The 13,933-nt window shown below is 66.3% G+C and carries 15 protein-coding genes; 9 read left to right on the top strand and 6 right to left on the bottom strand.

Going from position 1 to position 13,933, the window contains the following annotated elements:
* Positions 1–51: 51 nt before the first annotated feature.
* Entirely contained in the window at positions 52–399 is a 348-nt protein-coding gene (locus tag BV210_RS01830) for a hypothetical protein (protein WP_077204993.1), read from the top strand.
* Here BV210_RS01830 and BV210_RS01825 read toward each other — a convergent pair.
* The gene (locus BV210_RS01825; protein ID WP_077204992.1) at positions 396–1,247 is read right to left on the bottom strand and encodes a translation initiation factor eIF-2B; all 852 of its coding nucleotides are present in this window, start codon (positions 1,245–1,247) and stop codon (positions 396–398) included. The genes BV210_RS01830 and BV210_RS01825 overlap by 4 nt on opposite strands.
* Positions 1,248–1,338: 91 nt before the next feature.
* Between BV210_RS01825 and BV210_RS01820 the strand changes: the two genes are divergently transcribed.
* Complete coding sequence (locus BV210_RS01820; RefSeq protein ID WP_077204991.1) at positions 1,339–1,740, top strand: hypothetical protein; 402 nt, start codon at positions 1,339–1,341, stop codon at positions 1,738–1,740.
* Here BV210_RS01820 and BV210_RS01815 read toward each other — a convergent pair whose 3' ends face one another.
* Positions 1,741–2,211: a hypothetical protein gene (locus BV210_RS01815; RefSeq protein ID WP_077204990.1), complete on the bottom strand. Its 471-nt coding sequence runs from the start codon at positions 2,209–2,211 to the stop codon at positions 1,741–1,743.
* Between the two features lie 204 nt (positions 2,212–2,415).
* Between BV210_RS01815 and BV210_RS01810 the strand changes: the two genes are divergently transcribed.
* The 3 genes from BV210_RS01810 (at position 2,416) to BV210_RS01800 (ending at position 4,769) form a co-directional block, all read left to right on the top strand.
* On the top strand, positions 2,416–2,568 hold the full coding sequence (locus BV210_RS01810; protein ID WP_077207933.1) for a DUF1328 family protein: 153 nt from the start codon (positions 2,416–2,418) through the stop codon (positions 2,566–2,568).
* Between the two features lie 57 nt (positions 2,569–2,625).
* The gene (locus tag BV210_RS01805) at positions 2,626–3,171 is read left to right on the top strand and encodes a DUF1684 domain-containing protein (RefSeq protein ID WP_077204989.1); all 546 of its coding nucleotides are present in this window, start codon (positions 2,626–2,628) and stop codon (positions 3,169–3,171) included.
* A 173-nt stretch (positions 3,172–3,344) separates the two neighbouring features.
* On the top strand, positions 3,345–4,769 hold the full coding sequence (locus tag BV210_RS01800; protein ID WP_077204988.1) for a PAS domain S-box protein: 1,425 nt from the start codon (positions 3,345–3,347) through the stop codon (positions 4,767–4,769).
* 6 nt (positions 4,770–4,775) lie between these two features.
* Here BV210_RS01800 and BV210_RS01795 read toward each other — a convergent pair whose 3' ends face one another.
* The 3 genes from BV210_RS01795 to BV210_RS01785 are packed head-to-tail and all read right to left on the bottom strand — an operon-like array spanning position 4,776 to position 7,443.
* On the bottom strand, positions 4,776–6,239 hold the full coding sequence (locus BV210_RS01795; protein WP_077204987.1) for an RtcB family protein: 1,464 nt from the start codon (positions 6,237–6,239) through the stop codon (positions 4,776–4,778).
* A gap of 53 nt (positions 6,240–6,292) precedes the next feature.
* Positions 6,293–6,733, bottom strand: a complete 441-nt coding sequence (locus tag BV210_RS01790) for an archease (RefSeq protein ID WP_077204986.1) — start codon at positions 6,731–6,733, stop codon at positions 6,293–6,295.
* Positions 6,733–7,443 carry a DUF502 domain-containing protein gene (locus BV210_RS01785; RefSeq protein ID WP_077204985.1) on the bottom strand — a complete coding sequence of 237 codons (711 nt, stop codon included), beginning with the start codon at positions 7,441–7,443 and terminating at the stop codon, positions 6,733–6,735. Before BV210_RS01785 ends, BV210_RS01790 begins: the two co-directional genes overlap by 1 nt.
* A 113-nt stretch (positions 7,444–7,556) precedes the next feature.
* On the opposite strand from BV210_RS01785, the gene BV210_RS01780 reads away from it, so the two are divergent.
* Entirely contained in the window at positions 7,557–8,045 is a 489-nt protein-coding gene (locus tag BV210_RS01780; RefSeq protein ID WP_077204984.1) for an N-acetyltransferase, read from the top strand.
* A gap of 45 nt (positions 8,046–8,090) precedes the next feature.
* On the opposite strand, the gene BV210_RS01775 is transcribed toward BV210_RS01780, so the two are convergent.
* Complete coding sequence (locus BV210_RS01775; RefSeq protein WP_077204983.1) at positions 8,091–9,347, bottom strand: Glu/Leu/Phe/Val dehydrogenase; 1,257 nt, start codon at positions 9,345–9,347, stop codon at positions 8,091–8,093.
* A 177-nt stretch (positions 9,348–9,524) separates the two neighbouring features.
* On the opposite strand from BV210_RS01775, the gene BV210_RS01770 reads away from it, so the two are divergent.
* The 3 genes from BV210_RS01770 to priS all read left to right on the top strand — a co-directional run bounded on the left by BV210_RS01770 (position 9,525) and on the right by priS (position 13,933).
* Positions 9,525–12,404, top strand: coding sequence for a bacterio-opsin activator domain-containing protein (locus BV210_RS01770; RefSeq protein WP_077204982.1), 2,880 nt, complete (start codon positions 9,525–9,527; stop codon positions 12,402–12,404).
* A gap of 107 nt (positions 12,405–12,511) precedes the next feature.
* A complete protein-coding gene (locus BV210_RS19635; protein ID WP_157525752.1) occupies positions 12,512–12,655 on the top strand; it encodes a rubrerythrin-like domain-containing protein in 144 nt (47 codons plus the stop codon).
* A gap of 99 nt (positions 12,656–12,754) precedes the next feature.
* Complete coding sequence (gene priS / locus BV210_RS01765) at positions 12,755–13,933, top strand: DNA primase small subunit PriS (RefSeq protein ID WP_077204981.1); 1,179 nt, start codon at positions 12,755–12,757, stop codon at positions 13,931–13,933.

Raw genomic sequence — 13,933 nt, 5'->3', positions numbered from 1 at the left:
ATTATTCAGTACGCCAACAGGACTTTAGCCGTCCGGACCGTAACGTGGGTAATGAGCTCTCCCGACCTTCGTCGGTCGCAGGAACCGCCAGACGGCAGCCGGAAAACCGGTCGCAGAAAGTCGATTCTGTTCTGTCCGGACTGTGGCCACGAGAGTTTCGTCGGGGGCGACTGGACCGCCTCCGACGACTACGTGACGAGAACCAGACAGCTGCGCTGTCCGGAGTGTTCGGCCACGATCGCGGACCGTCCGTTGCCCTCCGACAGTGCCGCCCGGGACACCGCGAGCGACGACGCGCCGATGGCCGGTCCCGTCGGCCGGACGGTCGAGACCGTCGCGCGTCTCTGGCATCACTCGGTGCGCCACTGGTTGCAGTGGTCGCGCCGTGTCGACGCCTAGAACTCCCTGACGCCCTCGTCGGTGACGACCGTATCGAGGAGGCGCGTCGGCGTCGCGTCGTAGGCCGGATTCTCGACGGTGAACCCCTCCGGGGGTTCCCGCATCACCTCGCTCGGCGACCGAATCTCGTTCTCGAAGGCGAACCCGCCCTCGATGATCTTCGCGCCCGATCCGACGACGGTCGTCGGGACCCCCACGTCGGCGGCCGCCGCCGCGATGGGGTAGGTGCCGATCCGGTTGTACAGCGTGTCCTCGACGATACAGGACATGCCCGTCACCACGCGGTCACACTCCGAGAGGAAGTGCCCGGCCGCGCCGTCGACGATCAGGTGGGGATCGACGCGGTCGATCCCAGAGAGCACCCGGGCCGTCTTCCGGCCGAGGTAGCGGGGCCGCGCCTCGGTGACGTACACGTCGAGGTGCTTGCCCTCCTGTGCGGCGAGTTCGACGGCCTCTAGCACCGTCGAGGAGTAGTCGTGCGTGAGGATCGTCGCGCCGTCGTCGAAGACTTCCGCGCCGTTTTTCGCCGCCTCGCTCTTGGCGCTCTCGATGCGGTCGACGACCCGGTCGATGGCGTCGGCGAGGGTCTCCTGTGCCTCGTCGACGGAGTCGGCGTCGGCGTCTTTCACGGCCGTGACGATTTCGCGCTGGGCGTTGTGCAGCGACGCGTGGGAGGGGTTGGCCCGCTTGAGCGCGTTCGCGTTGCGCTCGAGGGTCACGACGAACTCCTCGACCGTCGGGTACTCCCCCTCGGTCAGCTCCCGGAGGGCGGCGGCGGCCTTCACGGCCACGACCGACGAGGAGTGGGTTTGCATCTGCTCGATCTCCTCGACCGTCTCGTCTATCATACTGGACCCGTCGGTTCCTCGGGGCAAGTACCTTTGCCATCTCCGTGGCCGCCGGCGGGCCAGCTAAATCCCTCGGCCCCCAACGGACCGCATGGTCGAAGTCACCTATCACTGCCCGTACTGCGGGGCGGTGACTGGGGTCGAACGCGAGGGGTACCTCGACGACGACTGCGTGACCCGCGAACCGCTCGACGGCTGGGAGTACGCGAGCACGACCGACGACATAGAGAAGCGGGAGGCCGCCGACGGCATCGAGTTCGTCTGTCTCGGCGATGGCGGTGAGGGCGAGGCGGTGGGACAGGGTGTCCCAGCGAGCACAACGAGTGGGGGCTCGTCGGACCGCAGGTCCGACGGTGACGGGAACGACCCGGACCCCGAGAAGGACGGCTGCGGCCGGACGTTCTATCTGAGCTTTCGCAAATCGGAAGGCGGCGAGCGGGTCGACCACCGGACGCCCGACATCGATCCGCCGCGGTTCGACTTCCGACCCTGATCAGGCCGACTCGGCGAGGTCACCGGTCGACCCGGGCCGCTCGTCGTCGTCCGGGGTCGCCTGCGCGATGGCTCGGTCGGCGTACCAGACCACGGCGAAGTCCTGCGGGCTCGGGAGCGCACAGCCGAGCCAGCCGACGAGCGCGGCCTGGACCGGGACTGGAGCGTGCTGGAAGGGGTCGGGAACGACGCCAAGCAGTGCGAGTGCAAGCGGAAGAGCGAGGACCAGGGGTGCGAGAGCGGCGAGTCTGAACGCCGTCGGCGAGCTCGTCGACCCGACCCGGGGCGTCACCGACGCCAGGGCGCTTCGGGGGCGGAGCCGTCCGTCGTCGCGGTCCGGGCGCCACCGGATCACACAGGAGTGGCCGCTCGCTCGGAGGACGAGTGCGTGCGATACCTCGTGGGCGACTGTGCCGGCCGCGACCGACGCGCACAGCGCCAGCGCGGCACCGACCAACTCGACGGGCGTCATGCTCGACTCTATCGCTTGCGTCGACCCGGTCGTTATCAATCTCCCGGTCGGACACGGGCACGAAAAGGAGCACGCACGTGCAAGCCGCAGTCTCACACCTGTCGGCGGACTATCCGTAATAGCCATGTCCGACCGCACTGCGGCACGTACGACCGATCGGCGCGCGAACCGACATCGCGTCGATGGAGGGGGATAGCCGTGGCGATACTCGAACTCGCGATCGGGTTTTTCGTCCTGGCCTTGCTCGCCGGCATTCTCGGTGCGGGCGGTATCGCGGGCCTGTCGATGGACATCGCGAAGTGGCTCGTCATCATATTCATCGTCCTCGCAGTCCTCTCGCTGGTCTGGCCCGGGTAGGCCCCCGGTGCCGACCCGAGCCGCCGGACTGAAACCGTCCGGACCAGTACCGAGTGTATGACCGACGACAGCGCCGAGTGGGCCCAGCGCCTCGCGGCCAACCGCGAGGAGAAAGACCAGTTCTTCGCCGAGCACCGCCAGTCGCCGATTCCCCCTGAGGAGCGCGACGACTTCGACGGTCTCGATTACTACCAGCCCGACCCGGACTATCGCGTCACGGCGACGGTCACGGTCCACGACGACCCCGACCCCGTCGAGATGGAGACGACCAACGGCCCGGCGGTGCGATACCTCCGGATCGTCACCTTCTCTTTCGAACTGGACGGCGAATCCTACGACCTCCACGGGTACCGACAGGAGGGCGAGGACGGCGCGATCTTCGTCCCGTTCCGCGACAAGACGACGGGGCAGGCGACCTACGAGAACGGTCGGTACATGGAACTGGAACCGGACCGCGAACTCGACGACGGCGACGAGATCACCCTCGATTTCAACCTGGCGTACTCGCCGTTTTGTGCCTTCAGCGAGACGTTCGCCTGCCCGCTCCCGCCCGAGGAGAACTGGCTGGAGACGACCGTCGAAGCCGGCGAACGCGCGCCCTGAACCTCAGAGAATCGTATCGAATAACTGCAGGCGATATGAATTGCGCAACAATACCCGTCGAGACGGATATTTACTCACGCCACCGAACTAGTTTTTATAATCGATAATTTCGGGTGGGGCGGGTGTGAATTTCTACCGTGGATTAATTATCGGGACCAACACAATCCAACTCGATGGGAACCTCCCTCCGCGTCCTCGCCGTCGACGACGACCGGGACTACTGTGGGACGCTATCGGCTGCGCTCCGGCAGGAAGACGACCGGTTCGCGGTAGCGACGGCGCGGCGAGCCGAGGATGCGCTCGAGAAGCTGGACGGGGAGTCGTTCGACTGTATCGTCAGTGACTACGAGATGCCCGGGATGGACGGACTGGCCTTTCTCGACGCCGTTCGCGAACGGGACGAGCGGCTCCCGTTCATCCTGCTCACCGGCTCGGGATCGGAGTCGCTGGCGAGCAGGGCGCTCTCGCGGGGCGTGACGGACTACCTGCCGAAATCGGGGACCAGAGACGGATTCGACATCCTCGCCGACCGAATCGAGACGGCCGTCGAATCCTACCGGACGCGGGACCTCCTCGAACGCGAGCGCGAACGATACCGGGCCTTCCTCGAACAGTCGACGGATCTGATCGCCGTCGTCGACGAGCGGGGCGCGTTCCAGTACGTCAGTCAGGCCTGGAAGCGACACATGGGCTACGATCCCGACGATCTGGAGGGGCGGAACGCCTTCGATCTGATGGACGAGGACCACGCCGACGCCGTCTGGGGGGAGTTCGTCGAAGCGGTCACCAACCCCGACCAGACCCACTCCGCGGAGTTCAAATTCAGACACGCGGACGGCTCCTGGCGCTGGCTCGAAGCCGTCGGCAACAACCAGTTCCACAACCCGACGATCGAAGGGTTCGTGGTCAACGTGCGGGACGTAACTGGCCGGAAGGAGCGCGAACGCAAACTCGAACGACAGAACGAGCGCCTCGAACAGTTCGCCAGCGTCGTCTCACACGACCTGCGCAACCCGATCAACGTCCTCTCTGGGCGGCTCGAACTGGCCGCCGAAACCGGCGACCCGGAACACTTCGAGGTGGCACGGGGGACCCTCGACAGGATGGAGGAGATGATCGACGACCTGCTCGGACTCGCCCGCGACGGGCAGTTCGTAGAGGAGACCGAACCGGTCACGCTCGCGCCGCTTCTGGACCGCTGTGCCGAATCCGTCGACGAAGCGGGGTTCTCGCTGTGCGTCCGGACGGACGAGACCGTCGTCGCTGATCCCGGTCGCCTCCGCCGACTGTTCGAGAATCTCTTCCGGAACGCGGTGGAACACGGCGACGACGACGTGACCGTCTGGGTCGGTGACGAACCCGACGGCTTCTACGTCGAAGACGACGGCCCCGGTATCCCCCCGGGCGAGAAAGACCAGGTCTTCGAGATCGGCTACACGACGGCTAGCACGGGGACCGGCCTCGGCCTGGCCATCGTCGAGAGCATCGCCGAGGCCCACGGCTGGTCCGTCAGAGTCACCGACGCCGAAGGGGGCGGAACCCGTTTCGACGTGACCGGTGTCGAGACGGTATCGAACGCCACCGAAGTCCGACACTGACCGTGACTACCCCTTGATGTTACAGACCGGGTACGTCCGGGCGACCTTGTCCCCGATGCCCAGCGCGTCCGAGACCCGGACGACCTCGTCCACGTCCTTGTAGACGCCGGGCGCTTCCTCGGCGATGGTCGCGCCGGACTGGGCCTTGACGTAGATCTCGTTCTGTTCGCGGAGGTCGTCGCGCACGTCCTCGCCCCAGTACTCGTTTTTCGCCTGCGTGCGGCTCATCAGCCGGCCCGCACCGTGGGCCGTCGAGCCGAACGTCTCCTCGAGGGACTGCTCGCCGCCCCGGAGGACGTAGCTACCAGCGCCCATGCTCCCGGGGATGATGATCGGCTGGCCCACGTCCGCGTACGCGGCGGGGACCTCGGGCCGACCGGCGGGGAAGGCCCGCGTCGCTCCCTTCCGGTGGACGAACAGCTCGCGCTCCTCACCGTCCTCGACGGTGTGGACCTCCTTCTTGCCGATGTTGTGGGCCACGTCGTACAGCAGGTCCATCTCCATGGCCTGCCAGTCGCGGTCGAAGACGCGCTCGAACACCTGCCGCGTGCGGTGCATGATGAGCTGGCGGTTCACCCACGCGAAGTTGATCGCGGCACACATCGCCTCGTAGTAGTCTTCGGCCAGTTGCGAACCGGCCGGCGCGGCCGCGAGTTCCTTGTCCGGCAACTGGTTCAACAATCCCTGATGGGCCTGCTCGATGTCGCGGAGGTAGTCCGTACAGATCTGGTGGCCCAGCCCGCGCGAGCCACAGTGGATCAGGACGACGATCTGGTCCTCCTGCAGGCCGAAGGCCTCGCCCACGTCCTCGCGGAACACGTCGGTCACGCGCTGGACTTCGAGGAAGTGGTTGCCCGATCCGAGCGACCCGACCTGATTCGCGCCCCGGTCTTTGGCCTTCTTCGAGACTTTCGCGGCGTTCGCCTCCGGTCTGTGGCCCTCGTCCTCGCAGTGGGCCAGATCGTCCTCGACCGCCCAGCCCTCTTCGAGCGCCCAGTCCATCCCGCGTTCGAGAATCGCCTCGATCCCGTCGCCGTCGGTCTGGACCACGCCGCCGCCGCCGAGCCCCGACGGAATGTTGCTGAACAGGGTCTCGACGAGTTCCTCCTCGCGGCCCTGCAGGTCGTCGTAGGTCAGGTTCGTCCGCATCATCCGGACGCCGCAGTTGATGTCGTAGCCGATCGCTCCGGGCGAGATACAGCCGTCCTCGACGTCGATGCCGGCGACGCCGCCGACGGGGAAGCCGTAGCCCTGGTGGCCGTCGGGCATGCAGATGGCGTGTTTGCGCACGCCCGGGAGGTGCGCCGAGTTCTTCAGTTGCTGGAGGGTCTTGTCCTGCTGGATCTCTTCGAGGAGTGCCTCGCTTGCGAGCACCCGGGCGGGCACGTTCATCCCGCCTTCCTGTGGAATCTCCCAGACGTAGTCCCGTACCTTTTCGAGCGTGATGCCGTCGGCGTCGTAGGTGGTCATACCCGAACCTGCGACGCCGACGGCGGAATATATTTCGACTGGTGCCGGCGGACTTACACGTCGAAGACGACGTAGGCGTGCCAGCCGTCGGCCGTCTCTTCGAGGACCATCTCGGAGTAGGTGACAGCCTTCACGTCGCGGGCGTCGACCGCCGAGAGTGGGACGCCACGCGCCGTGGCCTCACAGACCCACTCCGCCTCGCCGTCGCCGCCAGCGCCGGCGTTGCCGACTTCGGACACCGACGCCTCGTGGTCGACAGGCAGGACGCCCCGCACGTCGCGTTCGTAGATCAACTCGTCCAGATAGTCGAACAGCAGGGCCTCCCGGTTCTCGGCCCGCACGTCGAGAGCGAACCGCTCGTCGTCCCCCTCAGGAATCTCGTCACACATCGCGGCGGCGAGGCCGTCGGCGACGGCGGCGAAGACGCCGCCGAGCGTTTCGCCGGTCGCATCGACGGCCACGTCGGCGGTGTGGTTCCGGAGTTCGTAGCCCATCACTGGCCCTCCGCGGTCGCTTCGGTCCCGTCTGCCGACGGGGCGTCCATGTCCTCGACTGCGACGCCGCTGGTCACGATGGACTGGACGCCCTGCTCGACGCTCATGTCCACGTCGAACACGCGGTCGTTCGGGACGTGGATGACGTGCCCGCCCATCACGGGATTAGGGGCCATCGGCAGGTACAGCGTCGTCATCCCGTCGTGTTCGGTCGCGGTCTCGATGGCGTCGGGCGTGTCCGCGGTGACGAACGCGACCGCGTAGGAGTCCCGGTCGGGGAACTCGACGAGTTTCACCTCTTGAAAACTCTCGGTGTCGCTGTTCATCAGGAGTTCGCTCATCTCGTCGAAACTCCGGTACAGCGAACCGACGCCGGGGATCCGGAAGATAACCTGATTGACAGTCTCCTCGACGGAGCCGCCGGTGGGGTTCTGCTCGGCGACGATCCCGATCGCGAGGATAAACACGAGGGCGGCGGTGATGAGGAGCGCCTCGGTCACGATATCGGGCAACTGGCCGGTGCCGAACGTCGCGTCGACGAGACCGACCAGCGGATTCACGGTGTTGGTGAGGATGTTCACTGCGAACCCGACGACGAGCAGCGTCACGATGAGCGGGATGGTCATCGCGAACCCGGTGAGGAACGCGCTCCGAAGTCGCTGACGCGGTGACATCCGCTCGATCCGGTCCGCCTCTTGGGGCAGCGCCATATCCCCGAAAACGACGTTGTGTCGAAAAACGGTTCCGGCCCGAGGTCCGAGGAGGCGCTCGTCTCCGGTCGCTGCCGGTGGAATTATAGTGGTCTACCCGTTACACGGGGCTAGTGAGCGCCACAGTCGAGAGCCGGGTGGTGGACGCCGGGGAGGACGCCTACGTGGACGACGCCTGGGCGCTGAAAGAATCCATCCGACAGGAGGAAGGAGTCCTCCGCCAGCGTCGCGGCTTCTTCCGGGACGCCTACCGACGGTCGACGGTCTATCTCTTCCTGGAGCGCGGCCCCGTCGACACCGAGCGACTGATCGGATTCGCCGCCGTCCGCCGCGACGGGTACATCCTGTTTCTGGCCGTCGCCGACCGCTACCGCGGGGAAGGCTTCGGCGAACGCCTCGTCGCCCGCGTCGCCGACGCCCACTCCTCGGTCACCTGCCACGCCCGCACCACCAACGAACCAGCCATCGGCTTCTACCGCCACCTCGGCTTCGAGGTCAAACGCCGCATCGACAACTACTACGAGGACGGCGGCGACGCCTACTACCTGAAACTCGGCACCGGCGGCGGGATCACGGAACGACTGCAGAAGTTGCTCGGGTGAGCAGGTTTTACCGGGAGCGGAACCCGGTCCGTTCGATTGTGACCGTCAGGGCCAGGGACCGAACTCCTCGGCCGCGTCGTCGATCCGCTGGAGAGCGATGACGTAGGCGGCGACACGGAAGGAGGGGAGGTCGTGGCTCTCGTACGCGTCGACGAGGTTCCAGAACTGGTCGACGATGATGCTCTCGAGTTCGTCGTTGACGCGTTCCTCGGACCAGTGGAACCGCTGGCGGTTCTGGACCCACTCGAAATAGGAGACGGTGACCCCGCCCGCGTTCGCGAGGATGTCGGGGATCACGATCACGTCTTTCCCCTCGAGCACGTCGTCGGCGTCCGGCGTGATCGGCCCGTTCGCCGCCTCGGAGATGACGTCGGCCTCGACGTCGCCCGCGAGGTCCGCGTCGATCACGTTCCCGAGCGCCGCTGGCACCAGCAGATCGACGTCGAGCGTGAGCAGTTCATCGTTGCTGATCTCGTCGTCGGCCCCCTGATAGCCCACGACGCTGCCGGTGTTGCGCTTGTGCTCTTTGACGGCGACCGGGTCCAGCCCCGCCGCGTCGTAGATCCCGCCGCTGGAGTCCGAGACGGCGACGACGGTGGCGCCCAGTTCCTCGACGAGTTTCGCCGTGATCCAGCCCGCGTTGCCGTAGCCCTGGACGGCGACCGTGGCGTCCGCGATGTCTTCGTCGCGGTAGTCGAACGCCTCGCGGGCGGCCAGGACGGTCGAGCGCCCGGTCGCCTCGACACGACCCTCGCTCCCGCCGTTCTCGATGGCTTTGCCGGTGATGACGCCGGGTTCCGTGGTGTTTTCGAGGGTCTCGTAGGTGTCTTTGATCCAGTTCATCTCCCGCTGGCCGGTGTTGACGTCCGGCGCGGGGATGTCCTGATCGACGCCGATGAGCGGGCGCAGTTCCGTCGCGAACGACCGCGTGACCCGTTCGAGTTCGGACTCGGAGTACTCGCTGGGGTCGATCACGATGCCGCCTTTGGCACCCCCGAGGGGCACGCCGGCGACGGCGGTCTTGTACGCCATCCAGCCCGACAGCGCCTTGACCTCCTCCCGGTTGACGTCCGGGTGGTACCGGATGCCGCCCTTGTAGGGTCCGCGGTCGCCGTTGAATTGCGACCGGTAGGCGGTGAACACCTCGGTGGACCCGTCGTCCATCTCGACGGTGAGGTTCGTCTCCAGAACGCGCTCGGGGCTCTTGAGCCGCTGGAGCATCCCCTCTGTCACGTCGACGTACTGTACAGCCTCTTCGACCTGCCTCTGTAACGACGAGAACGGGTTTACTTCGTCGGACATGCGATTGGCGATATTACCCACACCGCGGTTATAAATAGCGCGAAATAAATTGGGATCTGGAATTTATGTCGGTTCTTTGTGTATGAATGCTAACCATCTTCGCCGGTGGAATCCGTCGATCAGGGGGGTTGAATAACAAACGTCTTTTGTCGACAGACAGCCTATCGGGATCGTTCGATGAACACGACAGGAGGGATCGATTCGGCATCGATTCTGTTCGTCGGGGAGGCGGCGTGGCTCGAGCGAGTCGTCGAGACCTTCGCGGACCGGACCGGGGCCACCATCGGGACCGTCGCCACGAAGGCCGCGGCGCTCGACCGGATTCGCGACGCGCCGCCCGACTGCGTCGTCGTTGCGTACGAACTCCCAAACGAGACGGGGATCGACCTGCTCCGGGACATCGATCAGGAGCGGGAGCGGCTCCCCGTCGTGCTGGGCGCGCAATCGGGAAGCGAGTCGGTGGCGAGCGAGGCGATCGGTGCCGGTGTCACGGACTACGTGGCGGTTCCGGACCGGACGGCGTCGGTGGGCGAGACGTTTCTGGAGCGAACGGAGCGAGCGGTGCTGGCTGCGGGACGAAGGGCGACCCAGCGTGACCGGGCCAGACAGTTCGACGCCATCTTCGACGACGCGCGGACGGCGACGTGGGTGCTCGATCCCGACGGATCGCTCGTGCGGGCCAACCGGACGGCCCGGGAGCTGATCGACACGGACACGGACCGGCTCGTCGGCCGGCCGTTCTGGACGCTCCCGTGGTGGCCGGAGAGCGACGGTACAGCCGAGGACGTGCGCCGGATCGTCGAGACGGCACTGGACGGCCGCTACGGAAACGCCGTCGTGGTGCGGTCGGCGGCCGGTGACGAATCGCGGGTCGTCGACCTCTCGGTTCGGCCGGTCACGAACGATCGGGGGGAGATCGTCTCGATCGTCGCGGAAGGCGTCGACGTGACCGAGCGCGTCGACCTCGAACGCGATCTCCGGGCGTCCGAGGAACTCCATCGAGTCACCCTCAACAACATGACCGACACGATCCTCATCACGGACGAGGCGGGTGAGTACACCTACGTCTGCCCGAACGTCCACTTCATCTTCGGCTACACGGCCGAGGAGATCCACGAGATGGGATCGATCGACGAACTGCTCGGCGAGGACCTCTTCGACAGGGAGGCCCTCGAACGCGAGGGCGTCCTGAAAAACATCGAGTGTACCGCGACGGACAGCGCCGGCCGTGAGCACACGCTCCTGGTCAACGTCCGCGAGGTCGATATTCAGGACGGAAGCTTGCTCTACAGCTGTCGGGACATCACGAAGCGCAAGCAGCGCGAGGCTGCCCTGACGACGCTCCAGGAGACGGCGCGTGATCTCCTGTACGCCGAGACCCACCGGGAGATCGCACAGGGTATCGTCGACGACGCGCCGAACGTGCTCGATCTGGACGCGAGCGCGGTATATCTGTTCGACGCCGAGGCGAACCACCTCGAACCAGCGGCGTACTCGGGACGGATGGAGTCACTCAACGGGCCGCTCCCGACCGTGCACGCCGACGGGACGACGCTGCCGAGCCACTGTTTCCTCGAAAACGAGCCGCTGTGGTTCGACGACGTCCACGAGTCCGACCGGTTGGACAACCGGGCGACCGATCTCCGGAGTGCGATCTACGTCCCGCTGGGCGATCACGGTGTGTTCGTGGCCGGTTCGGAGACGGTCGGCGCTGTCGACGAGATCACTCGCGAACTGGCCGATCTGCTCGCCGCGACCGCCGAGGCCGCGCTCGACCGCGTCAGACGGGAGTCGAAGCTCCGCGAGCAGGACCGCACGCTCCAGCGACAGAACGAGCAACTCACCAGACTGAACCGGATCAACGAGACGATCCGGGAGATCGATCGCGCCGTCGTCCGGGCGGAGACCCGCGAGGAGATCTACCACGCCGTCTGTGAACGGCTCGTCGACGACCGCTACGGTCTCGCCTGGATCGGGACGACCGATCCGGCCGACGGGACGCTCGACCCACAGGCCCGGGCGGGCGACGGCCGGGGCTACCTCGACGGACGGACCTTCGACGCGTCCGGCGCGGGCACGGAACCCGCGGAGCGAACCGCGGCGACGGGATCGGTGACGAACGTCTCGAACGTCGCCAGCGGCCTCCGCGAGGAGGCGTGGCGCAAGGACGCACTGACCCGCGATTACCTCTCCGTGCTGAGCATCCCGCTGGTCTACAACGACCTCTCACACGGGGTGTTGACGGTCTACGCCGAGACGCAGGACGCGTTCGACGAGACAGCGCGTGCGGTGCTGGAGGAACTCGGCGAGACCATCGCGGCCGCACTGAGTGCGATCGAGCGCAAGAACGCCCTGCTGACGACCGCCGTCACGCGAGTCGAGTTCGCCGTCGAGGACCCCTCGTTCGTCATGTCACGCCTCGCACGCGAGACCGGGTGTACGCTCTCCTACGAGGGCGGCCTCCGGCAGTCCGCCGAGGGGAGTCACGTGTTCGTGACCGTCGAGGGAGCCGACCCGGCTGCCGTCGAGTCGGCCGCGACGGAACTGGCCGCCGTCGACGACGTCCAGCGGATCAGCACGAACGAGAACGGCGGCATCCTCCGACTCGGTCTGGCTCGCCCGTTCTTCGCGCTGGATCTGGCCGATCACGGCGCCGTCTGTCGTGAGGTGGTCGCCGAACCGACGGGGACGACGCTCGTGGTCGACGTCCCGGAGAGCGTCGAGGTCCAGAACGTCGCCGGACTCGTTCGAGACCTGTTCTCCGAGGTCGAACTCCGGGCGAAACAGACGCTCGACCACGCCGGCGAGTACGACTTCTACGCGAAGTTCCTCGACGACGTGACCGAACGCCAACTCGAAGTCGTCCAGACGGCCTACTACAGCGGCTTCTTCGAGTCCCCCCGCGAGAGTACCGGCGAAGACGTCGCCGCAGCGCTCGATATCTCCCCACCAGCGTTCTACCAGCACTCCCGAACCGTTCAGCGGAAACTGTTCGCCGCACTGTTCGACGACGACAACCTCTCCGTGGCCGCGCCACAGCAACGGTTCAATAACTAACCCTGGAAGCGTACCAGCGTTTGCTATCGAACAATCACATACTCCCTTATACACTTATTACCACCTTACAGTGGCCGGCCCTTCGAACCGGCACCATCCCCCCAACCATGCGAGATACAGAATCCACGTCGAGCGAAGAGACGCCGTACGAATGTTTCGAGTGCGGGAACGTGATCGTCGCGACAGACAATCCCGGTAGCTGTCCGGAGTGTGGCGGCTCGATGCGAAATCGCCTGATGCCACTGGAATAATTACGGCGTCGTCATCGGACGAGTACACGGAGCGGGCGACGCTCGCGCGTGACGCTGTAGAAACCCTTTTGCACTGCTCCCCGCAACGGACTGGATAGTATGGAGGAGCGAACGCAGGCGTATCTGCGTGGGCGGTTCGGCGACTACTACCGCCGCGCCGACATCACGCCGCCGCCGGACGCCAACGAGCGCGAGTGGGGCTACATCCCCTGGACCTCGGGGCCGGGGACGACGATGGTCCGGCACAAATCCCTGCTCGATCTCGGGGACATCGAATCCTTCCTCGAACGCGAGCGCCCGCGACACGTCTACTTCTCGGCCGGCCGCTACGAGGCCCCCAGCGCCGGGTCGATGAGCGAGAAGAACTGGCGCTCCTCCGATCTCGTCTTCGATCTCGACGCCGACCACCTCCCCTCGGTGACGCTCGGCGAGGACTCCTACGCCGAGATGCTGGCGAAGTGCAAGGACGCCCTCCGTCGCCTGCTGGATTTCCTCGAAGACGACTTCGGCTTCGATGACCTGACGATCGCGTTCTCGGGCGGCCGGGGCTACCACGTCCACGTCCGCGATCCGGGCATCCAGGAACTGGAGAGCGACGCGCGACGGGAGATCGTCGACTACGTTCGCGGGATCGGCATGGAGTTCGACGCCGTGATCGACGCGGAGGCAGTCGGCGGCGACGTGGGCCGGAAGAGCCCGGCACACAACGAGTACCTCCCCACGGACGGCGGGTGGGGGCGCCGGATCCACGAGCGCCTCCTCGCGGAGTTCGAGGAGATCCGGGCCATGGAGGAAGCGGCCGCCGTCGAGCGCTTACAGGAGTACGACGGCGTGGGCGAGAAGAAGGCCCGCGCGGCCTGGACGATTGCACAGGATCGGTTCGTTGAGATCGAGCGCGGCAACCTCTCGGCCCACCCCGTCGTCAAGAACTTCGCGGAGCGGATCGCCTCGTCGGTCGTAGGAGAAGACGACGCGCCCATCGACGAGCCGGTGACGACGGACACGAACCGGCTGATTCGCCTGCCCGGGACGCTCCACGGCGGGAGCGGGCTGGCGGTCAGACGGATCGACCGCGACGCCCTGGACGACTTCGATCCGCTGGTCGACGCGGTGCCCGAGACCTTCGTCGGCCACGAGATTTCCGTGGAAGTGACGGAGGGCGGGGCGGTCGAACTCCTGGGCGATAGTTTTACACTCTCGGAGGGAGAGCATTCCGTCCCAGAGCACGTCGGCGTGTTCCTCATGGCCCGGGGACGCGCCGAGAAGGGGCCGGAATAG

This window comes from Halorientalis sp. IM1011 (assembly GCF_001989615.1).
Lineage (GTDB): Archaea > Halobacteriota > Halobacteria > Halobacteriales > Haloarculaceae > Halorientalis.
This window is presented reverse-complemented; position numbering and strand designations above follow the sequence as displayed.

Bases quoted from the DNA above. Each gene is read 5' to 3' on its own strand.
- BV210_RS01795 (WP_077204987.1), bottom strand. From the start codon at position 6,239: ATGACCACCTACGACGCCGACGGCATCACGCTCGAAAAGGTACGGGAC.
- priS (WP_077204981.1), top strand. From the start codon at position 12,755: ATGGAGGAGCGAACGCAGGCGTATCTGCGTGGGCGGTTCGGCGACTAC.
- BV210_RS01825 (WP_077204992.1), bottom strand. From the start codon at position 1,247: ATGATAGACGAGACGGTCGAGGAGATCGAGCAGATGCAAACCCACTCC.
- BV210_RS01805 (WP_077204989.1), top strand. From the start codon at position 2,626: ATGACCGACGACAGCGCCGAGTGGGCCCAGCGCCTCGCGGCCAACCGC.
- BV210_RS19635 (WP_157525752.1), top strand. From the start codon at position 12,512: ATGCGAGATACAGAATCCACGTCGAGCGAAGAGACGCCGTACGAATGT.
- BV210_RS01815 (WP_077204990.1), bottom strand. From the start codon at position 2,211: ATGACGCCCGTCGAGTTGGTCGGTGCCGCGCTGGCGCTGTGCGCGTCG.
- BV210_RS01775 (WP_077204983.1), bottom strand. From the start codon at position 9,347: ATGTCCGACGAAGTAAACCCGTTCTCGTCGTTACAGAGGCAGGTCGAA.
- BV210_RS01770 (WP_077204982.1), top strand. From the start codon at position 9,525: ATGAACACGACAGGAGGGATCGATTCGGCATCGATTCTGTTCGTCGGG.
- BV210_RS01830 (WP_077204993.1), top strand. From the start codon at position 52: ATGAGCTCTCCCGACCTTCGTCGGTCGCAGGAACCGCCAGACGGCAGC.
- BV210_RS01800 (WP_077204988.1), top strand. From the start codon at position 3,345: ATGGGAACCTCCCTCCGCGTCCTCGCCGTCGACGACGACCGGGACTAC.
- BV210_RS01790 (WP_077204986.1), bottom strand. From the start codon at position 6,733: ATGGGCTACGAACTCCGGAACCACACCGCCGACGTGGCCGTCGATGCG.
- BV210_RS01785 (WP_077204985.1), bottom strand. From the start codon at position 7,443: ATGGCGCTGCCCCAAGAGGCGGACCGGATCGAGCGGATGTCACCGCGT.
- BV210_RS01820 (WP_077204991.1), top strand. From the start codon at position 1,339: ATGGTCGAAGTCACCTATCACTGCCCGTACTGCGGGGCGGTGACTGGG.